15 protein-coding genes and 2 tRNA genes are annotated in these 22,822 nt (G+C 42.1%); 13 read left to right on the forward strand and 4 right to left on the reverse strand.

The window, feature by feature from the left end; all coding sequences use genetic code 11:
* Positions 1-60 precede the first annotated feature (60 nt).
* Positions 61-1,905 (reverse strand): BspA family leucine-rich repeat surface protein, encoded by a 1,845-nt coding sequence (locus HXT43_RS00115; protein WP_174191464.1) that lies wholly within the window; start codon positions 1,903-1,905, stop codon positions 61-63.
* Positions 1,906-2,720: 815 nt separating this feature from the next.
* The gene (locus HXT43_RS00120; RefSeq protein WP_004119745.1) at positions 2,721-5,210 is read right to left on the reverse strand and encodes a glycogen/starch/alpha-glucan phosphorylase; all 2,490 of its coding nucleotides are present in this window, start codon (positions 5,208-5,210) and stop codon (positions 2,721-2,723) included.
* A 237-nt stretch (positions 5,211-5,447) separates the two neighbouring features.
* Between HXT43_RS00120 and HXT43_RS00125 the strand changes: the two genes are divergently transcribed.
* On the forward strand, positions 5,448-5,864 hold the full coding sequence (locus tag HXT43_RS00125) for a sterol carrier family protein (protein ID WP_004106130.1): 417 nt from the start codon (positions 5,448-5,450) through the stop codon (positions 5,862-5,864).
* 118 nt (positions 5,865-5,982) lie between these two features.
* Here HXT43_RS00125 and HXT43_RS00130 read toward each other — a convergent pair whose 3' ends face one another.
* Positions 5,983-6,363, reverse strand: a complete 381-nt coding sequence (locus tag HXT43_RS00130; RefSeq protein ID WP_004106131.1) for a DUF3073 domain-containing protein — start codon at positions 6,361-6,363, stop codon at positions 5,983-5,985.
* A gap of 145 nt (positions 6,364-6,508) precedes the next feature.
* On the opposite strand from HXT43_RS00130, the gene trpS reads away from it, so the two are divergent.
* Entirely contained in the window at positions 6,509-7,600 is a 1,092-nt protein-coding gene (trpS, locus tag HXT43_RS00135; protein ID WP_004106132.1) for a tryptophan--tRNA ligase, read from the forward strand.
* Between the two features lie 98 nt (positions 7,601-7,698).
* Here the strand turns inward: trpS and HXT43_RS00140 are convergent, their stop codons facing one another.
* The gene (locus tag HXT43_RS00140; RefSeq protein ID WP_415707071.1) at positions 7,699-9,420 is read right to left on the reverse strand and encodes a threonine/serine ThrE exporter family protein; all 1,722 of its coding nucleotides are present in this window, start codon (positions 9,418-9,420) and stop codon (positions 7,699-7,701) included.
* A 206-nt stretch (positions 9,421-9,626) separates the two neighbouring features.
* Between HXT43_RS00140 and HXT43_RS00145 the strand changes: the two genes are divergently transcribed.
* The 11 genes from HXT43_RS00145 (at position 9,627) to HXT43_RS00195 (ending at position 22,813) form a co-directional block, all read left to right on the forward strand.
* Positions 9,627-12,383: a phosphoenolpyruvate carboxylase gene (locus HXT43_RS00145; protein WP_004119754.1), complete on the forward strand. Its 2,757-nt coding sequence runs from the start codon at positions 9,627-9,629 to the stop codon at positions 12,381-12,383.
* A gap of 227 nt (positions 12,384-12,610) precedes the next feature.
* On the forward strand, positions 12,611-13,270 hold the full coding sequence (locus HXT43_RS00150) for a carbonic anhydrase (RefSeq protein WP_004119757.1): 660 nt from the start codon (positions 12,611-12,613) through the stop codon (positions 13,268-13,270).
* A gap of 55 nt (positions 13,271-13,325) precedes the next feature.
* A complete protein-coding gene (locus HXT43_RS00155) occupies positions 13,326-14,420 on the forward strand; it encodes a permease (protein ID WP_004119759.1) in 1,095 nt (364 codons plus the stop codon).
* Entirely contained in the window at positions 14,417-15,187 is a 771-nt protein-coding gene (locus tag HXT43_RS00160; protein ID WP_101885814.1) for a TIGR03943 family putative permease subunit, read from the forward strand. Before HXT43_RS00155 ends, HXT43_RS00160 begins: the two co-directional genes overlap by 4 nt.
* A gap of 76 nt (positions 15,188-15,263) precedes the next feature.
* Positions 15,264-16,559: a hemolysin family protein gene (locus HXT43_RS00165; protein ID WP_101885813.1), complete on the forward strand. Its 1,296-nt coding sequence runs from the start codon at positions 15,264-15,266 to the stop codon at positions 16,557-16,559.
* Positions 16,560-16,616: 57 nt separating this feature from the next.
* On the forward strand, positions 16,617-17,096 hold the full coding sequence (locus HXT43_RS00170) for a Dps family protein (protein WP_004106140.1): 480 nt from the start codon (positions 16,617-16,619) through the stop codon (positions 17,094-17,096).
* A 126-nt stretch (positions 17,097-17,222) separates the two neighbouring features.
* Positions 17,223-17,296: transfer RNA gene (locus HXT43_RS00175), tRNA-Ile, on the forward strand.
* Positions 17,297-17,330: 34 nt separating this feature from the next.
* Positions 17,331-17,403 (forward strand) — tRNA-Ala (locus HXT43_RS00180).
* A gap of 324 nt (positions 17,404-17,727) precedes the next feature.
* Complete coding sequence (locus HXT43_RS00185) at positions 17,728-20,040, forward strand: heavy metal translocating P-type ATPase (RefSeq protein WP_415707072.1); 2,313 nt, start codon at positions 17,728-17,730, stop codon at positions 20,038-20,040.
* Between the two features lie 310 nt (positions 20,041-20,350).
* Positions 20,351-21,829: an FAD-dependent oxidoreductase gene (locus HXT43_RS00190; RefSeq protein WP_117008643.1), complete on the forward strand. Its 1,479-nt coding sequence runs from the start codon at positions 20,351-20,353 to the stop codon at positions 21,827-21,829.
* Positions 21,830-21,934: 105 nt separating this feature from the next.
* On the forward strand, positions 21,935-22,813 hold the full coding sequence (locus HXT43_RS00195; protein WP_004106145.1) for a M48 family metalloprotease: 879 nt from the start codon (positions 21,935-21,937) through the stop codon (positions 22,811-22,813).
* The last annotated feature ends 9 nt before the right edge of the window (positions 22,814-22,822 follow it).

Raw genomic sequence — 22,822 nt, forward strand, 5'->3', positions numbered from 1 at the left:
ACACAAAAAGGCGGAAACTGATTAACAGCTTCCGCCTTTTATGTAATTTACGCAGCAGTATTACTTAATTGCATGCTTGCGCTTTTTGAAACGCAGTTTGCCCAAGGAGAACGATCCAACGGAGGTTGCAATGAACAACGACAGTAATGCTGCATATTGCGTTGCAGAACCTGTTGCTGCTAATAGATTTTTTGACGCATTATTTTGTTCAGTGTGCGATGCGTTAGAAGTGCTATTTGCAGACTGGTTGTTTCTTTTATTTTCGTTATTACCGATATTTTTAGCGGAACAATCACAATTGCAAGCAGGCGAAGTATCGTTATTTTGTTGATCTTTTTGATTTTGTGTGCCGGCATTATTTGGCATAGTTTGAACGTAAATAATATTCGGCTTGTCTGGAACATTTGAGTGATCTGGATTTGCAGGCTTTTGTGGTTCTGGATCTGTTTGTGTTCCAGTATCAGTGGTTTCTGGTGTATCTGTCACTGTATCTGTGCCAGTGCCAGTGTCGGTTGTTTCCGGTGTATCAGTTTGCGTGCCGGTATCGGTGGTTGTTTGCTTATTGTATTGAACATAATAAACATCATCTTTAATATTGACAGTAGTAGAAGCTTTTTCTACTGGCATAACACTATATCCCTTAATTTGAGGAAGTGTAAACTTCTCAAAAACAGCTTTAGACCAAGGGCTTAACACTTTATTGCCTTTGCTATCAGTTTTAAGAGTACGATGAATCTCTCTTTTGCGAATAATAGTATATTCTGGCTCGCCCGGCTGATCGTGAACTGTTATAGTTTGCGTAATAGTTTTTTTGTATTTTACTTCTTCAATAACAAATGATGCGTTAGCTGTTAAATGAGCGTCATTGTAGCTGTTTTTGAACTTGTCGAAAATGGTATCTGTAATTACGTATTTTTTATTATCTTTCTTTTCTTTTTCTTTTATCCAGTTATTGACTTTTTTCTGAGCTTCCGCAAGAACAACGTTTCGTTGTGCATCTTTATTTGAAGCATCAATGCTTGTGCTGTAGTAGACTACTGGCATTTTGATAGTTGCAAAAGGAGCTTTTTTATCGTCATAATCTTTGCGAGAATGATAGAGGCGCACACAATGGTGGAATCCACTTATATTTTTTATTTCCTTAACAAAGGGTCCATCAGTTATGAAAATTGCGCCGATTCCTGATCTGTTATAAGGCCCTTGTTCTTCTCCTTGTGCCATATTATTGATAATTTTAATAAACAGTGGACTATTCTTATAACTTGTAACAGACTTCCAATCTTTAGCTATTAATGTACCGGTAAGTTTTGAAAACATTCTGTTCATATTGACATCGTGATTAAGCTGCCACTTACCTAAACCAGAGAAGTCTTCGAGATTATAGTTAGAAATAAACATCTGTTGCATATTAGTAACGTTTTTAACATTCCAGTTAGCAAGTGGAGATAAATCTCTTATGTCTGCAGCATAGAACATATCTTTCATAATCGTTACTTTAGCAGTGTTCCAATTCTTCAATGGTTCTACTGATCTCAACTCATAGCATTGTGCAAGCATGCTGTCCATTGTTGTGACATTGTCGGTTTTCCATTTGCTCAAGAATCCAAAATCTTTATCTGGCACTATTTTTAATCCGTTGAATACATAATCCATGTTCGTTACTTTAGAAGTATTCCAGCTAGATAAGTTAGGAAGATCTACCAAAACATAGCATTGAGAAAATAGTTCTTCTAAACTAGTAACAGTACTTACATCCCAATTCTCTATGCCTTTTATAGTTTGAAGTTCCCCATTGTCAAAGAATGTTCTATGTAAACCAGTAATTCTACCTGTATGTAAATTAGCAAGATCAATATGTGTAAGCTTTGTGCTTGCAAACAAATAACTTAAGTTAGTGTCAGGCATATTAACAGGATTGCCATTATGAGAAATAGCAATAGTTTTAGTGTTATTTGTAGTGTCAGTTTGATTTTTATCAATTAATCCAGATAAAGTGTTCTCTGCAATGCTTAAGCTAGTAACACCTTTGTACTTGCTTCCATTAGTTGTATCATCTTTAAGATCTGCAAGCGTTGGAACAACTACATGCTTTTTATCGCCATTGTAAGATTCAATGGTCGCGCTTGTGCCATTTACTGTAACAGTCCATTTACTTACGTCAACTTTGCCGTAAATATTTTCGTCTAATGGTTTAAGAGATTGTAGTTCAGTGTTATTTGTTTGAGTTGTGCTTCTATCAGTTTGTTTCAGGGGGGGGGGTATTTGTTTGTTTATTATTTTGTGACTGTTGCGTTGACTGCGCAGTTGCGCGAGAAGTTAAAGCAAAGCTGTTTGCTGCAAAACTAAACAAAAGCGCGAGAGCGCATATAACTGCTGTAATTATGTATGAATACGATAAGCGTATACTCTTCTTCTTCATAAAACCTTCTTTAATAAAGCACGCAACTAAAGGCATGCGAATATTGTTGAAAATACATTGCTATTCTAGGAGTTATTAGTGTCAAATGGTAGGTGCATGCAAAATAAAATAACAATATTTACAATTTCTTCAAAAGATTAAAAATAAAAATATATGCATAAATAACGTAACTATGCAAATAAATAACACTACGAAATAAATAACACTACGAAAAGCAGTAGTGAGTTTAGAAACAATAACGCCTGCGGAAGTACAAAACTCACGCAGGCGTTATTATGTATTGCTATTAGAGAATACTCAATTACTCAGCAACAGGTGTTGGAAGAGCACCAGTGTGCCAAATGCGATCGAGGTAATCTTCGATAGAGCGGTCAGAAGAGAAGTAACCAGAGTTGGCTACATTCAAGACTGCCATGCGAGCCCACTTCATTGGATCGCGGTAAGTTTCCTCAATCTGAGCCTGAATATCCATGTAAGAGCTGAAGTCAGCCATTGCCATGAAGTAATCGTGGGTAAGCCAATCGTTAACGAGTGGCTCATACACGCTCTTGTCGCCGTTGGAGAAGGTGCCGTCAGCAACCATATCCACAGCAGTCTTCAAGCGAGGATCAGACTCATAGTACTTACGGGAGCCGCCGTGATCGTAGCCTTCAGCGTAGAGCTTCTCAACCTCGTCAACGGTCATGCCGAAGAGGAAGAAGTTCTCAGCGCCAACGCGCTCACGAATCTCAACGTTTGCACCATCGAGAGTACCAACAGTCAAAGCACCGTTCAAAGCGAACTTCATGTTACCAGTACCGGAAGCTTCCTTACCAGCCTGAGAAATCTGCTCATCCAAATCGGTGGCAGGAATCAAGTTCATTGCCAACTCGATGTTGTAGTTTGGTGGGAAGAACACAGCGAGCTTGCCCTTGCATGCTGGGTCGTTATTCACCACGCGAGCAACATTGTTAATGAGCTGAATGGTGAGCTTTGCCATAGCATAGCCAGGAGCAGACTTAGCGCCGAAGAACACGGTGCGTGGAAGCATCTTGTCGACGTCGATTGTGCCGTTCTTAATTCCAGCGTACATGGAGATGACCTGGAGGATCTTCATGGACTGGCGCTTGTACTCGTGCAAACGCTTGATGATGGTGTTGAACATGGTGTCTGGGTTGATCTCAAAGCCATACTTCTGCTTTGCGAAATCAACGAAGGCAAGCTTGTTCTGCTTCTTGACTTCAGCAAACTTCTTAACGAATGCCTTGTCGTCAGCCAATGGCTTCAAACCTTCGAGAAGCTCCAAATTACCTTGCCAAGCGTCGGTGCCCAAGCCCTCAGTGATAAGAGCAGACATACGTGGGTTGCTCAAGCGCACGAAGCGACGAGGAGTTACGCCGTTAGTGACGTTCTTGAATTTATCTGGGTAAACGCTGGAGAAGTCCTTCAAAGTGACATCCTTCAACAACTCAGAGTGAAGCTCAGCAACACCGTTAACGTAAGAACCGCCGTAGGTAGCCAAGTAAGCCATACGAACTACAGCACCTTCGCCATTTTCGTCAGCGTCGGTAGCGATGCGCATGCGCTCAACCTGATCCTCAGCAACGCCCTTACCGCGAAGCTCGTTGCGGAACTGCTCGCTGATGCCCTGAATGATCTCAAGGTGGCGTGGCAAAAGTTCGCCGATAAGCTTGGCTGGCCAAACTTCCAAAGCTTCTGGAAGCAAGGTGTGGCAAGTGTAGTTGAAGGTCTTGGTGGTGATACCCCAAGCGGTGTTCCAATCGTAGCCGTACTCGTCCATAAGAACGCGCATAAGCTCTGGAATGCCGATAACTGGGTGAGTATCGTTCAACTGGAAGTTAATCTTGCTTGGGAAGGTGGTGAGATCCGGCTTATCCTGACCTGGATAGAATACGCGGATAGCATCATGAATAGAAGCAGCTACGAAGAAGTACTGCTGCTCAAGACGCAAAGCCTTACCTTCTGGAGTGGAATCTTCTGGGTAAAGAATCTTAGAAATGTTTTCCGCTGCAACCTGTGGCTTAACAGCGTCCAAGTAATCAGACTTGTTGAAGGTGAGCAAATCAAACTCGTCGTAAGACTTAGCAGTCCACAAACGAAGAGTGTTTACGCGACCAGAATTATAACCTGGAACCATGTAGTCAACTGGTACTGCACGAACAGACCAAGCTGGCTTCCAAACGCGCTTGCCGTTTTCTTCTACAACTTCACCACCGAAGTTGACGCGCTGGTCACGACCATAATCAATGTGACCCCATGGCTCTTCATTGCTAAGCCAGTAATCAGGGGTTTCAACCTGCTTACCTTCTTCATCAAAGCGCTGCTTGAAGATGCCGTAACGATACTGGATGCCGTAGCCAAATGCTGGAACGCCAATAGAGGCGAGTGAATCGATGAAGCAGGCTGCGAGACGACCCAAACCGCCGTTACCTAAACCTGGTTCATACTCAGCATCGATAACAGCCTTTGGATCAAAGCCAAGCTTAGTAACAGCCTTATTGAATTGGTCAGTAAGACCAGCGTTCAACAAAGCGTTCTCAAGCTGCTTACCCATCAAGAACTCTGCGCTCAAATAGCCCACAGCCTTGGTGTTGCCATTAACCATGTCATGCTGAGTCTGCATCCAAGAGTCCATCAAGTGACGACGAACTGCGGTAGCAGCGGCAACATACACATCTGCCGTAGTGGCCTGCTCTGGCGTTACACCCTGGGTGTACTTGAGGTGCTCTTGAAGTTCTTTGGCAAATGCCGTCGCAGTAGTTTTGGCTTTCGGCGCGACGTGTTTAGTCATATTTGACTCCTTGTGCCGTTTGATATATTTCCTAAAAGTGTGCAGCCTAAAACTTTGTGTTTAGACAATTAAACCACCACCATTTTGCAGATAACCTTTGCAGATAACTACAAGAGGCATGTGAATGCACACGATAACCCCAAGAATACCACAACCTAGCCCCTTTAAATATTTGTATATAACGTCTTAATACAAATATATTGCTGAAAGTAGGTTGTTTAGAAGATAATAAAAAGTATGTCAGTAATACTTGAACGAGATATAAAACGAGGACAATGTGCTTGGCAATCCTGGCGCGAATCAGCTATTAAAGCACTTGGCGATGGCGTAGAAGCTACGCAAATAAATAGTAATATTTTAAATATCTCTTTAAGCGACGAAGCTTTAGCAGTTAGATATTCGTTATATCTTCTTGAAAATAAGGTGCCTGGGTGTGCAGTAGAAGTAAGAGTTGCGCCTTTTGGTGCAGTAAAAATTTTGGAAGGACCAGCTTCGGATCCGCATAATCTCACGCCGCCAGATGTTATTGAACTTGAGCCTAAAGTATGGCTTCGATTAGCGAGTGGTGTTACTAAATGGCATCAGGAACAGGACTTTGGCAACATAAGTGCAATTGGCGAGCGTGATGATTTAAGCGATATTTTGCCGTTGTAAGTTGGCTTTAAGCAGCTTAAATTGCGTATTTACAGCATGTATTTACAAATATCCTGGGCAAACAGTATTTCGAATGCCCAGGATACGTAAATAAAATAATTTTAATAAAATTTAATTTTTAATTGTCGTGTTTGTGTATGAAGTTTGGAATTGGCATAGGGATATGATGATGCACTGGCGTGTGCGCTCCCGAGTTTGTAGAAGAGTTTTCGCTGCTAACGGCTTTTGCAGCTGCTTCCGCAGCCCACTTGGCATACTCGTCTAAATCATCTTCGTTTGAAGCATCAACGGCATCATTTTCTTGATCTGTGTCATTCTCTTCTGGAAGATATGTATCTTCCTCATAGCTTTCGCTCGACGCAAATGGATCGAAGGATCCTTGTCCGGGTTCGCTGGAATTAAGTTCCTTAGCAAGCTCGTCATAATCCGTATCGGTCGTCAGGTATTTGAGCTTACGGGCAATTTTCTGTTGCTTTGCCTTCTGTCGTCCGCGGCCCATCTGACCCCCTCTAAAAATTAAGTAACAATCAGTTCATCACACAAGAGCGTACCACTTAACCGCAACCGAGTATATTGTCTGTGTAAACTTTTACCATAAAAGCCATATTTTCAGCGTAAAAATACGCACAATTAAGGAGCCTAAAATGCCGGAAGAAGCACAGGTTACAGCTGCTGGTAATGAGATGAGCGCAAGCTTCCTTGCAGCGCGTAAACGTTCAGATGCAACGCTTGAAAAGTTAAAAGCTAGCCCTTCGTCTTTTACTATGCTTACTGGAGATCGCCCAACTGGCCGTTTGCATTTAGGACATTATTTTGGATCTATTCGTGAGCGTGTTGCAATGCAGCAGCGCGGAGTAAAAACTAATATTATTATTGCAGATTATCAAGTAATTACTGATCGTGACACTACTGAGCATATTGAAGATAATGTTTTGAATTTAGTGCTGGATTATATGGCTGCCGGAATTGATCCTGAAAAAACAATGATATTTACTCATTCCGCAGTTCCTGCAGCAAATCAGCTTATGTTGCCTTTCCTTTCGCTCGTTACAGAAGCAGAATTACACAGGAATCCTACTGTAAAGTCGGAAATGGAATCATCTGGACATGCTTTAACCGGATTGCTCCTTACGTACCCAGTGCACCAAGCTTGCGATATTTTGTTCTGCAAAGCTAATGTTGTGCCGATCGGTAAAGATAATTTGCCGCATGTTGAAATTACTCGTACGATCGCGCGTCGTTTTAATGAGAGATACGCAAAAAAGAATCCAGTGTTCCCAGAGCCAGCAGCAATTTTGTCTGATGCTCCTGAAATTCCAGGATTGGACGGACGAAAGATGAGCAAATCTTACGGTAATTCGATTATGCTCGGAGCTACTGCCGAGGAAACTGCCAAATTAATTAAGAAGAGTCCAACTGATTCTGAGAGGATGATTACTTTTGATCCAGTAACTCGTCCGCAAGTTTCTGCGCTTCTTACTACCGCAGGTTTAGTTACAGGCAGGGATCCTAAAGAGATTGCTGAAGAAATTGGCAACGCTGGTGCTGGTGCATTGAAAGCTTACGTAATTGAAAATGTAAATAATTTCTTAGCACCTCACCGTGAGCGTCGTGCAGAACTTGCAAAAGACATGGATACTGTTCGAGACATTTTGCATGACGGCAATAAGCGTGCAAATGCTATTGCAGAAGAAACGCTTTCCCAAGTGCGAGATGCTATGGGAATGAAGTATTAATTAAATTTCAATAAGTAAAGTAATAAAAAATAAAGCCGCTCGCAAGAAAACTTGTAAGCGGCTTTTTGTTAAAAATTAACGGGCTGAAACTTAGAACATCACACGTCGTAACGCCAGCTTTTATCTGTAATAACGCGTGCTACAGCAAGACCAATAGGTAAGCAAATAATTACCATGAAAGCGCGGAAAGTCCAGTCTAACGCCGGGAGCGTGTGGAATTGACCAAGATAAAACATTGCGCGATACATATAAAGTCCAGGAACCATAATTACGATAGATGGAACCGTAAGACCTATTCGTGGATAACCCAAATATTGAGGCGCTAATCCGTGACGAACGATAGTTCTCCAAGCAGAAGCTAGCAAACCTGCCAATAAAGCACCGCTGAAAGCTGCAATTTCGGCAGCAACTCCAAAATCTGTCATAGTTAAGCGAAGAGTATCTGTAATAGCGCCAATAATGCCAGCAACTATGCACATGCGTTGTGGAGAATTAAACAGCACTGAGAAGCCCCATACTCCGGCAAAAGCTGTAATAAGTCGAAGAACTGCGTTAAGCCAAGGATTTAATCCGAGAGGAGGGAAGCCTTGAGGATTGAGCTGTACAAGGCTTGCAACCGTCCATCCTGCAAGAGTTCCCATCAAAATAATCGCCATTGTGTAACACAGTCGTTGAATTCCTGAAGGGAAATCAATTTTTGCAATATCTAAGCCGCCTGTAATAAGAGGGAATCCAGGAATAACAAACAACACTGAACCAATATATGCAGTTGTATGATTAAGCGCGCTAGGGTCAAAGCAGCCAATAAGACGTAAAGCCCCAATGCATGATAGTGCACCTATTGCAACAGCTACGAATGTAACTACAAACTGGTTTAGATGCTTCATAAACATTCTGCGACGAATATAGTGACCGATTCCTGCACCAATAAAAGCACCAATCATGTCGTAAATACCGCCGCCAAGCAAGAACGCAAAGGATGCGCAAGCAACTGCCGAAGCAAGACCAGCAAACCACGGTTTGTATAGCGGTTTCCTATTTTTAATCAAATCAAGACGGTCGTGTACTTCCCTAACTGTAAGAGGATGATCATTTTTAGACTCGTCATTACTGTTGGATGTGTTTACGTGCGAAAAATGTTCAGCGTAAGCACTTTCTGGCTGCAATGCAAAAATGCCGCGTGGTTTTTCTTTTTTTATAGCTTCTTGCAACGCTTTCTTTTTTGCAATTTTAGTAGCATTTTCTTCAGACTGCTTAGCTGTTTGTACAATGGTATGTTCGTCGTCGCTCGCTTGCAATGTGTCAACTAATTCCTTAGAAACAGCAGCTTTAGAGTGATATAAAGAATCGTTTCCAAGCTTGACATTAAACCAATCTGCAAAATGTTCTAGAAGCCAAATGCGCTCAGTGTTAACACCTGTGGTTGGAAGATCTACAACTTCAGTAATTCGCTCATGCTTATCAGTGCAAGTTGCTTCAATATCTGTGAGATTCACGTCCGCGCGCACATGTACACCCATTGGTTCGCCGATTCTGTGCATAAGCTCGCGAACTCGGTAGCTTCCTGTGCCTGCTCCTAAACCGAGCGCACCGACGCGAATAATAATACTCGATTTCGCAGCAATTCCTGCTTGCGTAACTGGCTTATCCCAATCTCGCTCAACATCGTCCATATCGAGTGGAATAGCATGAGTATGAAAACGCCCAGAAGGTTTTCCGACTATATGACCAGTCGAAAGAATTTCAGGCTTATCGCAATCGCAGTTGTTGATGCTGTTGTTGTGTGTATTATTCTCAATATTATTCTCTGCTGTACTCACAATTTTTTAGTATACGCAACCCCGTTGCCGAGTTATATTTTGTTGATAAATCAGCATTCTTTACTACGTCCGGTGGTAGTTTCACAATTAACTTGGTATCTCGCTGGAAACAAGGCTGTGGGCTTGCAACTTCTGACCTACATAACCGCGGAGGAGCCGCGGAAGTCAGACGACCAAGCAACCTTAGTCTGGCGTAAGGAGGTCTGATGGCAACAGAAAATCAGCAGGTTACTCCGGCAGACGCAACTATTGTTACGTCTGGTTTAGGGCGAAAAGGCCCAGAGGAGCGTGACCTTCCAGCATCACTTAAGCAAGACATGGATTTGTGCTTGCATATTCTTCGCGATGTTCTTGGCGAATTTGATGAAAAATTATTAGCAGTATTCGACGATGTGCGTTTGAATGCTGTAGAAGCTAGTGCAGCTCATTTTGCGCAAATGGTAGACGCAAAAGTAACTGCAGATGATGGCTTAAGTAAAGCTGTTAGCAAGCTCAACGGAATGAATTTGCACGATACGCAGCTTTTAGCTCGTGCTTTCGCAACATATTTCCACTTGGCAAATTTGTGCGAGGAAAATTATCGTGTTTCTGTACTTCATCAGCGTGAATGTGAAGTTGAAGATTCGTTGCCGGTTGATCCAGTTAATGAACTAACTTGTGCTTATCACAAGTTGCTTACTGAAATGAGCCCTGCTGAAGCGAAAGAATTGCTCGCAAAGCTTGAGTTCCATCCTGTATTTACTGCGCACCCAACCGAAGCTCGTCGTAAAGCCGTTGCAGGTAAAATTCGCAGAATTTCGCAATTATTAAGCGAACATCATCGTTTAGGCGGATCTGATAAGCGCGAAAATTATCGTCGTCTCTATAACGAAATTGATGCGCTTCTTCGCACTTCTCCGATTGCTTTGAAGAAGCCAACTCCAGTTGAAGAAGCTGACACTATTCTTGACATTTTTGACGCTACTTTGTTTGACACGATTCCAGTCGTGTATCGTCGATTTGACGATTGGCTGCTTGGCAAGAAGGCTGGATTAGTTCCTCCGCGTTGCCCTGCATTCTTCCATCCAGGAAGCTGGATTGGTTCAGATCGAGATGGCAACCCTAATGTGACAGCTAAAGTGAGTCGTCAAGTCGCTCGAAAGTTTAGCGATCACGTGCTTGTGGCTTTGGAGAATCGTACTCGCGAAGTTGGAAAATGCTTAACTATGGAAACGCGCACAACGCCTCCAAGTGTGGAGTTGCTTGAGTTGTGGAATCGTCAGCGCGAAATGAGCGAACAGCTTACAGAAAACGCTTCGGATGTTTCTAACAGTGAGCCGCATCGTGCTGTAATGCTTGTAATGGCTGACCGTTTGCATCGCACTATTAGCCGCGATACGGATTTGATGTATCATTCTTGCGAAGATTTCATTGAGGATTTGCAAATTGTGCAACGCTCTTTGGCAGAAGGCGGAGATCCTCGTGCTGCATATGGTCCTTTGCAGGATTTGATTTGGCAGGCGCAAACCTTTGGATTCCACATGGTTGAAATGGAATTCCGTCAGCATTCTCTCGTGCATTCTCGTGCTTTGGAAGATATTCGCGAACATGGATTGCATGGCGAACGCGGTCCGCTTCAGCCAATGACTCGTGAAGTACTCGATACGTTCCGCGCTTTGGGAGCAATTCAAAAGCGCAACGGTATGCGCGCTGCTCGACGCTACATTATTTCCTTCGCAAAATCTGCTCAGCATGTACGTGACGTATTTGAGCTAAATCGTCTTGCTTTCGCTCATCCACAGGATGCGCCAACAATCGACGTCATTCCGCTGTTTGAGCAGCTTGAAGATTTGCAGAATTCCGTAAATGTGCTTGAGGAGATTATTAAAATTCCTGAAGTGCAAGCTCGTCTTAAGGCTACTGGTCGCAAGATGGAAGTTATGCTTGGATATTCGGATTCTTCCAAGGATGCTGGTCCTACTTCCGCAACGCTTGCTTTGCATTCCGCTCAGGAGCGAATTGCTCAATGGGCTAAGAAGCATGATATTGATTTGACACTGTTCCACGGCCGCGGCGGTGCTGTTGGTCGCGGTGGCGGTCCTGCAAACCGTGCAGTGCTTGCGCAGCCAGTTGGTTCCGTCAACTGCCGTTTCAAGCTTACTGAGCAGGGCGAAGTTATTTTCGCACGATATGGCAATCCAATTCTTGCTATTCGTCACGTTGAATCCGTTGCTTCTGCAACTTTGCTTCAGTCTTCGCCAAGTGTTGAGAAAACTAACACTGATATGACGAAGAAGTATGCAGATATGGCTGCAAAACTTGATGTTGCAGCTCATGAGCGCTTCCTTGATTTGCTGCAAACGGATGACTTTACTCCATGGTTCTCTACGGTTACGCCGCTTAGCGAGATTGGCTTGCTCCCAATTGGTTCTCGTCCTGCCAAGCGTGGTTTGGGTGCGAAGTCGTTGGACGATTTGCGAACAATCCCGTGGGTGTTCTCCTGGGCTCAGGCTCGCATTAACTTAGCAGCATGGTACGGTTTGGGCACGGCTTGCGAAAAGTTTGGTGACTTGGAAACTTTGCGCAGAGCTTACGAAGAGTGGCCGCTGTTCAGTACTTTTATTGACAATATCGAGATGTCTTTGGCTAAGACAGATGAGCGTATTGCTCGCATGTACTTAAGCCTTGGAGATCGTGAAGATTTGAGCGATAAAGTACTTTCAGAAATGCAGCTTACTCGCAAGTGGGTTTTGCAAATTGTTGACGACAAGTGGCCTTTGCAGCACCGTCACGTGCTTGGTCAGGCTATTCGTGTGCGCTCGCCTTATGTTGACGCGCTGTCTGTAATTCAGTCGCTTGCATTGCACAAGCTTCGCAACAAGGTAGACAAAGAAGAGCTTAGCGAAAGCCAGCAGGCAGAGTTCATCTACCTTATTCTTTGCACTGTTTCTGGTGTTGCTGCAGGCTTGCAGAATACTGGATGATTTTATAAGTTTATATGATTAAGAAAAGCCTTCGTGCTGCTTTATTAGCTGTGCGTTGGCTTTTCTTTTTACAATCATATTTTATAAATTTTGTTAGCTTTTATAGCATATTTTCTATTTAACACAGTAACGATAGAATATGTTTTATAAGTCGAAGTGTTTTTAAAATTTGTTGATAGCTTGTATTCGGCACCTTTGCGCAAGCGCATCAATACAAGGAGGTAATAATGCACGAGACAGTCAAAGAAGATCTTTTAGAAGAAGATTCACTTTTGGCTACATCTGTGTGGAGCGCGATGCTAGCTGGTAACCGTAAGTTTGCAGAAGGCTCATTAAATTGTGATGGACTTAGTGAAGAAACGAGATTATCTCTTGTTGAAGGTCAGCATCCTGGAGCTGTTGTTCTTTCCTGTGCTGACTCGCGCGTTGCTCCAGAATTTGTGTTCGGTGCCGGTTTAGGTGATATTTTTTCTGTTCGCACTGCAGGCGAAGTGCTTGATGATGCTGTAATAGCTTCGCTAGAATACGCTGTAAGCGATTTGGGAGTAAAAGTGCTTGTTGTGCTTGGGCACGAGCATTGCGGTGCTGTGCAAGCCGTTTTGCCGAATGTGCAAAAGCTGGTTTCTAAATACGGCGAAGATGAAACAAGCGAAATAATTGAGTCTAGCGAGTCAATATTGCTTCGTTCTTTAGGTCCTGCTGCACTTGCTGGTATTGAAGAAGAATTAAACACGGATGATATTGAACGAATCCATGTATCTAATATTCTTGCTGAAATATGTAATAAATCTCAAACTATTCGTGAATCCGCTTTTAATGATAACCTCATGCTAGTTGGTGCTAGGTATAGAATGAAGGATGGTTTGGTAGAGGTTCTTTCATGCTAAGTAGCATGTAGTCGCATTTTTAACAGAATTATTAATACGTTGTTAGGTTACAAATATGAATCAATCATCTAAAGATACGCTTGGTGCAAATTCTGCAAATTCCACTAATTCTGCGAATTATCTTTTCTTGCTTGTTGGAGCTCCTTTAGTAGCTTTTATTATTGCAGCTGCTCCTGCGTTACAGGGGCGACATCCTTGGTTTCTAATTGATACAACAATTCGAGGTGTTTCCGGCTTGTTGCTACAAGCGATACCTTTTACTCTCATAGGTGTGCTTGTTTCTGCTGCAGTAGAAACTTGGGTAACTGCTGATTTTATTGAGAAACATGCTCCAAAATCTACGGCAAACGGTTTTTTGGCTGCCATATTGGCTGGCGTTTGCGTGCCTGTTTGTGATTGTGTAGTAGTTCCAACGTTTTCTCGTTTAGTCGCAAGAAAACTACCATTGCCGTGCGCCATAACTTTTCTATGTGCAGTTCCTGTTGTAAATCCAGTATCTGTATTAGCAACATTTTATGCGTTCTCTGACGCTCCAGCTGTTGCTATTATGCGTATTGCTCTAGGTGTTGGTATTGCATTACTGGTTGGATTAACTTTTGTTATATTTCCTTCGAAAATCAATATTTTACGTAAGAAAATTTTAGTAGAAAACGAATCTTCTTTACATTGTTCTTGCGAATTGAATAACGAAAGTAATCTCACAAAAAATAATATTGAAAAGCCTAGTATTTCTGTGCAAATTCGCAAATATGTGCAGCATATACATCAGGATTTAATAAAATTAATTCCAATTATTGTATGTGGAACTATAGTTGCTTCTGTAATTCGCGCATGGCTCGGAGCTGATCCTGCTTCTCGCGTACAAGTGAGTAATGTGTTAATTGCTATTCCTGTAATGATGGCTATTGCGTACGCAAGCTCTCTATGCTCCAGCTCAGATGCTGTAATTGCAAGAAGTTTAGCAACATCATTGCCTATGTCGTCGGTGCTAGTATTTCTGCTGTTTGGTCCTATGCTTGATTTAAAGAATACGCTTATGCTCGTTGAGGATTGCCGTGGTAAATTTGTGTGGCGCTTAACATTAACTATTGCTTTTGCGTGCTTCCTAGCGTCATTATTAGCTCACTGGGCTTGGGGGTTCATCGCATGAAAAAACAAAAATGTGTTGAGCATAATGCTTGTAAAAAAATCACTTTAGCTCAATTGGTAGAAGCTATTTTATTGCTATTTTTTGCAGTCATAATTGCGGAAGTTACTTTAAGCGGTCAATATACGCTTTTTACTACGCCTAGAGCATATTATTATTTGTTAATTACTGCTATTTTGCTATTTATTCTGTCTATATGCGCTGCGATTGGATGGTTTTCTGTTTCTTCGCGCGATGTTTGGCGTATGCTTGTAGCTTTCGTTGTTCCTGCGCTACTTATTATTGTTCCTTTGCGTTACGCTCAAAATATTAGTGTAGATGGATTCGACCAGTATGCTGGTGGTCGTGCTATTGCTATTCGTAGCCAAAATTATCCTTTGCCAGGATTGTATGAAAAATCTCATGAGATAGCAGTTGATGATGATGATTTTGGCTCCTGGTATGACGAAATCGATCATAATGCTGCAAAATATGATGGATACACGATTACTCTTACAGGTTTTGTTAGCAGAGATTCTACGTTGAATGCAAATCAATTTAGGGTATCTCGTCAGCTTATGTCATGCTGTATTCTCGACATGTCTCCGTTTGGATTAGTTGCCGAAAAATCAAATATTGGCGAAATTCAAGATCATGAATGGGTGCGTGTTCGTGCACGCGTTTCTAGAGGCAATATTGGCATTCCTGGATATCAGCATCCTGGAGTTGTGCTGCACGTTATATCAATGCAAACAGCTCAAGCTCCAACTGGATATTTTTATCGCCCATAAATAATTTATCTTCGTTAATGGTGATAATTATTTTAGAATTGTTGATATCGCATAGAAGTAAACTAAGATAACAAGTATGGCGATTGGTTTTAATATTCTACTCATTATGATTTTTTTGCTATTTGGTTCCGTATTTGCGGCAACCGAATTAGCTTTAGTGAGCTTGAGAAGTTCGCAAATTGATCGCATGGAATTGCAGGATGCGCGTGGTGCTAGAGTTGCAAAAATTGCCCGCGATCCTAACACTTTTCTATCTGCTCTACAAATTGGGGTAACTCTTTCTGGCTTTCTTTCTGCATCGTTTGGTGAGTCTGCTTTAGCTCCGTATGTTGTGCCGGTTGTATGTTCATGGGGTGTGCCGGCTCATGTTGCAGGCCCTCTTACTACAATCTTCTTAACTCTTATTATTTCGTACTGTTCGATTGTTATTTCTGAATTAGTTCCAAAACGTATTGCTATGCAGCGTGCTGAGCAGATTGCGCGATCGGTTGTGCCGGCAGTAGATATTTTCTCAAAGATTTGCAAGCCTTTAATTTGGCTTATTGGTAAGAATACTAACGGTTTTGTGCGCCTTCTTGGGTTTGATCCTAACGAGAAGGAAAGCGAAGTTTCTGACGAAGAATTGCGCGTGCTTGTCAATAGCAATAAGCGTTTAAGTCAGGATGAGCGCAATATTTTGGATGACGTGTTTGATGCTTCGGAAACTATTGTTGCTGAAGTGATGCGTCCTCGTGCTGATGTTGAGTTTTTGGATGGTTCATTGAGCCTTGAAGAAGCTGCCGCGAAAATTCGTGAGCTTCCGTATTCTCGCTACCCTGTTATTGGCAAAGATTTTGATGATGTTATAGGTTTTGTGCATGTTCGCGATTTGCTAGATGTGCGTGATTCAAATGCAAAAACTGTTGCAGATGTAACTCGCGAAGGAATTAGTCTTCCTGGAACTTCCAAACTATTGCCGAGCCTGGAACTTCTTCGTAAACGTGGTATTCATTTGGCTGTTGTCATCGATGAATATGGTGGAACTGACGGTATTGTTACGCTCGAGGACATGACAGAAGAGCTAGTTGGAGATATTCGCGATGAATATGATTTGCCTGGTGAAACTGAGCAAAATAATGTGAATAAAACAACTGCTTTTGTAAATGGTGTTGCAAAAATTGATGGCGGTATGACCATTGAAGATTTTGCTGACATTACCGGCATTGAGCTTGAAGACGGTCCGTATGAGACTGTTGCAGGCTACTTTTTAGCGCATACTGGTTCAATGGGAAGTGTTGGAGCTGTTTTGCATGATGCGGATGGTTACGATATGACTGTGACTGCGGTTGATGGTAGGCGTATTGCGACGATTGAAGTGCGTCGCCGCGCGTAGTTTAAGCCATAGCAGTAGAATAATAACGGTATTAACAAACCTAAGGAAGGATAGAACATGGCTTTGTTGCATATTTTGCCAGGTCTCGACGAAGCGGCCAGTGAAAAGGCTGTTGCCATTTTACAGAATCGTTTAAGCCACGAGCAGGAAGCTGCTTTGGTGCTTAAGCATGCGCATTGGAATGTTACTGGTTCAGATTTTATTGCAGTTCATGAAATGCTTGATCCACAGGTTGCTGAAGTTTTGGCGCAGGCGGATGAAACTGCTGAGCGAATTGCAACTTTGGGCGGTTCTCCACTTGGACGTGCTGATGATGTTGTTGCTGCTCGTACATGGAAGCGTTTTGCTTTGACTGGTCGCAAGTCCACAAAGGAGTATTTGCAAGCGCTTATTGAATACTATAACGATATGATTGCAGACGATCGCAAGGCTATCGCGGAGCTTGATGAGCTTGATTTAGTTAGCTCAAATATTATTCAAGATCATGTTCAACAGTTGGAAAAGTTCCAGTGGTTCATGCGTAGCCATCTTGATTAATTAACCTCTGTTTAATTTTTTTGATTCAAACCGCAACATGCTATTTTCTTTTTATGGCGTGTTGCGGTTTGACATTTTCTGTGTCTGTGCTAATGTAACTACTTGTATGTTTTAGGCGTACGAGTTGGGCCCGTAGCTCAGGTGGTTAGAGCGCATCCCTGATAAGGATGAGGTCGGAGGTTCAAGTCCTCCCGGGCCCACGGAATTGAGTGATTATTTCATTCAATACCGAATGGGGCTATGGCGCAGCTGGTAGCGCATCTGCTTTGCAAGCAGAGGGTCAGGAGTTCGAGTCTCCTTAGCTCCACGAACAGGGTTCTGATTGATTTTCCAATCAGAACTTTTTTGTTTATTAATTTATTTTTTTGGATTTGTTTTGGTTTTGCATTATTTAAGCTTGTGTTTATGAGAATGTTTCTCATCAAGGCTTCATGGTATATTAAAGAGACAAATAAATAATTAAAAGTCATTGTTAATTCCAAAATTGGGATTAACCAAAAATCAACATAAGTATCTTTACGCCGTGTATTGAGTGCGCTATTTAGGTTGCGCTCAGTGGGTTAACAAGGCGTGAAATCGTGTGTTAGCAGCGTCTTAAGCGTAGTTAACCTGATCAGCGTAAGGAAAGTGTATGCGTAAACTTTTAGCATATTGCCGTCGTGCACCACAATTAACAGTCGTAATTCTTGCTTTTCCGTTTATTGCGCCTTTGTACTCGTATAATTTGCCTATATTAACTACTTTCTGTGAGCAAATTTCTAATTTTTCGCAGCAAATCTTTGATTTTTTAAAAATTAATTGCAGTATTTCCATAAGTATTAGTCTTGGCAAAACTATTATCGCTATTCTCGTTTTATATACGAGCGTTATTTCTTTGCGTAATATGATTAAACATTTACTGCATGGAACTTTAGGTATTGATCTACTTGCTTTTGTTGCATTGCTTACAACACTTTGTATTGGTGAGTTCTGGGCAAGTTATTTGATTGTTGTAATGGTTTGGACTGGAGAAGCTATAGAAGATTTTGCGCATATGAAAGCTCAGCGCAATCTATCTCTTTTAGTAAGCGCAGCTCCAAAAACCGCTCACCTTATGACTTTGCCAGGTATTGAGCATGGTATGAATCATAATCAAGCAAATGATGAATCATACGAACCGCCATGTTTGAGTGAAAATCAGTGCAAGCCTAGCTCGTGTGTTCTGTGCCAGCATGCTGAATTTAGAAAAGTAGATGCCGCTAATTCTAAGCAATCTAATAGTAGCGAGCAAAATAGCGAAAGTAATTGCGAAAATAATGACTTGCAAAATTGCAACTGTAAACAAAATAATTGCCCATTTTTGCAAGCATCTACAGACAACGAAATCTCCTCAAATTTGCAGCGTTACGCTACAGTTCCTGTTGATGAGCTAAAGATAGGAAACGTAATTATTGTGCTTCCTGGCGAAACAGTGCCAGTTGACGGTGAATTATTAAGCGGTTCTGCAATTTTAGACACAAGTGCTATTAACGGAGAATCTGTTCCTAGAGAAGTCTATGCGGGAGCTGCAGTGCTTTCAGGCTGTGTAAACGGTGGAGTTGTGCTTATTATGCGCGTAACAAAGCTGTCTAAAAACTCGCAGTATCAGAAAATCATGCAGCTTGTTGAGTCTGCTAGGTCTTCTAAAGCTGCAGTAGTTAGATTTGCAGACATGCTATCTGTGCCGTTTACAGTATTATCTTTTGCGATTGCAGGTCTTGCTTGGAGCTTTTCTGGCGACGCATTGCGATTTGCGCAAGTATTGGTTCTAGCAACCCCATGTCCTCTGCTTATTGCAGTTCCAGTTGCTTGCATGGCTGGTACTGGGCGTTTAGCAAAACTTGGAATTGTTGTTAAAAGTCAGGATGTGCTTGAGCAATTAAGTCGTGTAACAGACGTATTTTTTGACAAAACCGGCACGCTAACTGTAAAACAGCCGCAAGTTGTAAACGTAGACGTAATCGATACTACGCAGAAAGCTGATCGAATTGTGATGCTCGCAGGTGTGCTAGAAACGTATTCTCAGCATATTCTCGCTGGAGGTATAGCAAAAGCAGGTTCAGTTTTGTGGGAGCACACGCATCCATCTTCAACTCCGCAATTGCCTAGCGTTAGAGAATACCCAGTAGTGCATAGTGTGAAGGAAACTGCAGGTCAGGGTATTCAAGGCGTTGTAGATGGTGTTTTGGTGCGCGTTGGGCGTAGAAAGTATGTTACTGAGCAAGATGATATTAATAAACAGGGCATGAATCATATTGCAGCACAACATATTGCGGCACAACATGTAGTCAGTGCGCTCGCTGCAGACGAAATGGCAACCTATGTTTCCTTTGACGGAGTGCTAGTTGGTCGGATTGTGTTAAAAGACGTGCCTCGCGATAACGCGAAATCAACTATTGACGCATTGCGTACGCTTGGTGCGCGCTCAATATCTATTCTTACTGGAGATAGTTTGCAAGCTGCAACAACAATTGGTAAAAGCGTTGGAATTGACACAATATATGCAGATTTGCTTCCGCAAGATAAATTAGCGTATGTAAAAAAGCACAATTACAATGCAGCCAAAAGTAAGAAAGATTCGACTGTAACAATGATGGTTGGAGACGGTGTAAACGATGCTCCAGTGCTTGCGGCTGCAGATATTGGCGTAGCGGTAACGGATGGCACAGATACGGCAGCATCTGAATGTGCTCAGTTAGTTATTATGAACAACGATATTTCTTCCGTTGCAAGCGCAATAAGAGTAGCAAAACATACTAAACGCGTTATGGTTCAGTCAGTATTGATGGGCATTGGATTGGCAATTATAAGTATGATTTTTGCGGCTTTCGGTTTTATTCCAGCAGTTATTGGCGCAATGATGCAAGAAGCAATTGATGTTGTTGCTATTATGTGGGCTTTAACAGCATTGCGCGAACGAAAATAAAAATATTTTTGGCAATATTTTTTACGATATTCATTACGACACCTTTAATAATATTCGTTTGAGCATTTTATTTATTTGAGCATGTTGTAAGACGAAGTAATGCGCTAGTCTAATTATGAAAGCATACGAGTTAGCTGCAAACGGTAACAGCTCAAGCTTGTACGTAACTTATTTTTAGCGAAGAATTACATATAAACGCTTTACAGTTACGCTGCTGAGTGGATTGAGGCAACCTATGCTTGTAGGCCGCGCTAAATAGCGCGAAAACGGCGAAAAGTGCCGTATAATACAGCTCAATATGGGGATAATAATGGAAAAAAATAATTTAAGCGAAAATGTTTCACAAGAAACATCTCAACTGCGTATTGCTGTAATAGGAGCAGGCCCTGCAGGAGTGTATTCTTCCGATATCTTCTTACGTCAGATTGCAAAGCGTGGAGAAGAATTGGGATTAGGCTCTAGCGCTCGCATTGATCTTTTTGAAAAATTGCCAGTGCCTTTTGGATTAGTGCGTTACGGAGTAGCTCCTGACCATCCAAGTATCAAATTTATTGCGGATGCGCTTGAAAAGACGCTTGATAATCCAAATATTCATCTTTATGCAAATGTTGAATTTGGTAAGGATATTGCATTAGAAGATTTATTGGAACGCTACGATGCTGTGCTATTTGCAACCGGCGCTGTGAAAGATAGGCCTCTTCGAGGAGTTCCAGGCGCCGATTTAGACGGAGTGTACGGAGCTGCAAAATTCGTAGAATGGTACGACGGGTATCCAACTAGCAATCGAGAATGGCCGCTTGAAGCTAAAGAAGTAGCTGTTATTGGCGGCGGAAACGTTGCAATGGATGTTGCTCGTGAGCTTTTACGAGATCCTGATTATTTGCGCGCGCATACGGATATTCCAGACGACGTGTATGAGGGATTGCAAAAAAATAAAACCCAAACCTTGCATTTATTTATTCGTCGTGGAGTTGCCCAAGCAAAATTCTCTGTTCAAGAATTGCGCGAAATGGAAAAGTTATCCGGAGTGCAAATTGTTATTAATGAGGATGATTTTGAACTTGACGATGAGACTATTGAAGTAGCCGGTAACGATAAGCTCACGCGTCAAATGGTTGAGGAACTTTTTGCGATTCGAGACATGGCAGAAGATATGGAAGATGGCGGAAACGTTGATTTTGAGGGGAATCCAGCCGACAAACGCTATATTATCCACTTCAACTGTGCGCCGGTAGAAATTCTTGGTGAAGATGGGCGTGTGAAAGCAATACGAGTTGAGCGAACTGTAACAAGCGCGGATGGCACAATGACTCGTACTGGAGAGTTCGAGGAGTATGCCGTTCAAGCTGTTTACCATGCCATTGGCTACCATCCTGCAGAAGTTACAGGAATTGCTTACGATGAAAAGCGTACTTTGCTTGCAAATATTGATGGACGCTTAGTGACGTCTGTAGAAAATGGCGAAGTTCGTGAGCGATTGTATGCAACTGGCTGGGCTAAGCGTGGGCCGGTAGGATTAATCGGCTCTACAAAATCTGATGCTCTTTTGATTGTTAATAATATGCTTGAAGATTTATCTAAAGCTGGCAATGCTGGGCGAATCGCACCTGATCGTGATGAAAATTCTATAGATAAATTATTGGCAGAAAAGGGCATTAAACCAATTGATTACGCCGGTTGGAAGCGAGTTGACTCTTATGAGCGTGAGCTTGGAGCCAATGAGCAGAGAACTCGAAAGAAAGTTGTTTCAGCGTCTGAACTTGTAAATATTGCTTTAGGTAGCAAATAATGCCCTAAATAAACTGAAAATATTGCTTAGTATTTAAGTTTGTAGTTAGTAAATACGCAGTATATATTCAGAAAAATTTAAGTTCGCATTATTAGGATAGTTCGTATGTTGAAAGGCTTGAGAATACACTATGGCAGCTTAAAAGCCGCACTATTTTTTGTTGTTGTGTGGCTTTTTCTTGCCTTATGTTGGGTTCTTGCTGGCTCGCATCTGTCATCACTAATATGGTTCATTATTCCTGGTATTGCATTTAGTGTTTTTGCTTATTGGTGCTCAAGTAAGCTTGCGATTATTGCTATGCGTGCTACAGAGGTTAGTGAAGAAGAAGAGCCTGTGCTCTACGCAATGGTTAGAGATTTATCTGCTCGAATTGGTAAACCTATGCCGCGAGTAATGGTTTCTCCCTACGAAAGTCCTAATGCTTTTGCAACCGGTAGAAGTGAGCGTCATGCAAGCATATGTTGTACTCGTGGTTTGATTAATATCCTTAACGAGCGCGAGTTACGTAGTGTTATTGGTCATGAATTAACTCATATTTATAATCATGATATTCTCGCTTCTTCGCTGGCTACTGCTACAGCAACAGTATTAACGTACGTTGGTTCTTGGCTTGTTTATGTTGGTGATACATATCGTCGTGATATTCGCAAGTATTGCAAATTTATTGGTAAGTTTTTAAATATTTTATTCGCTCCTATTGCTTCTGTTATTATCAATGCAATTATTCCTGGTTCGCGTGAATTTGACGCAGATAAGGGAAGTAGTGAAATTACTGGAGATTTTGCTGCGCTTGCTTCCGCACTTAATAAAATTACCTACGGCATGCAGCTTCACGAGATGAAATCTACTGCTGGATTGCAGGCTGTTGCTTCTTTGATGATTATTTGCCCATGGAATAATAACGCTCCTGCGCTTGTGCGTTTGTGTACTGCACGTCCTACTGTTCAGGATAGGATTGGGCGTCTAATGAGCATTGCTGCATGAATATTTTGT

The organism is Gardnerella sp. DNF01195, assembly GCF_049244175.1.
GTDB lineage: Bacteria > Actinomycetota > Actinomycetes > Actinomycetales > Bifidobacteriaceae > Bifidobacterium > Bifidobacterium leopoldii.

Coding starts and splice junctions, on each gene's coding strand:
- HXT43_RS00150 (WP_004119757.1), top strand. CDS start 12,611: ATGCACGAGACAGTCAAAGAAGATCTTTTAGAAGAAGATTCACTTTTG.
- HXT43_RS00130 (WP_004106131.1), bottom strand. CDS start 6,363: ATGGGCCGCGGACGACAGAAGGCAAAGCAACAGAAAATTGCCCGTAAG.
- HXT43_RS00125 (WP_004106130.1), top strand. CDS start 5,448: ATGTCAGTAATACTTGAACGAGATATAAAACGAGGACAATGTGCTTGG.
- HXT43_RS00190 (WP_117008643.1), top strand. CDS start 20,351: ATGGAAAAAAATAATTTAAGCGAAAATGTTTCACAAGAAACATCTCAA.
- HXT43_RS00185 (WP_415707072.1), top strand. CDS start 17,728: ATGCGTAAACTTTTAGCATATTGCCGTCGTGCACCACAATTAACAGTC.
- HXT43_RS00195 (WP_004106145.1), top strand. CDS start 21,935: ATGTTGAAAGGCTTGAGAATACACTATGGCAGCTTAAAAGCCGCACTA.
- HXT43_RS00115 (WP_174191464.1), bottom strand. CDS start 1,905: ATGCCTGACACTAACTTAAGTTATTTGTTTGCAAGCACAAAGCTTACA.
- HXT43_RS00170 (WP_004106140.1), top strand. CDS start 16,617: ATGGCTTTGTTGCATATTTTGCCAGGTCTCGACGAAGCGGCCAGTGAA.
- HXT43_RS00145 (WP_004119754.1), top strand. CDS start 9,627: ATGGCAACAGAAAATCAGCAGGTTACTCCGGCAGACGCAACTATTGTT.
- HXT43_RS00120 (WP_004119745.1), bottom strand. CDS start 5,210: ATGACTAAACACGTCGCGCCGAAAGCCAAAACTACTGCGACGGCATTT.
- trpS (WP_004106132.1), top strand. CDS start 6,509: ATGCCGGAAGAAGCACAGGTTACAGCTGCTGGTAATGAGATGAGCGCA.
- HXT43_RS00165 (WP_101885813.1), top strand. CDS start 15,264: ATGGCGATTGGTTTTAATATTCTACTCATTATGATTTTTTTGCTATTT.
- HXT43_RS00160 (WP_101885814.1), top strand. CDS start 14,417: ATGAAAAAACAAAAATGTGTTGAGCATAATGCTTGTAAAAAAATCACT.
- HXT43_RS00155 (WP_004119759.1), top strand. CDS start 13,326: ATGAATCAATCATCTAAAGATACGCTTGGTGCAAATTCTGCAAATTCC.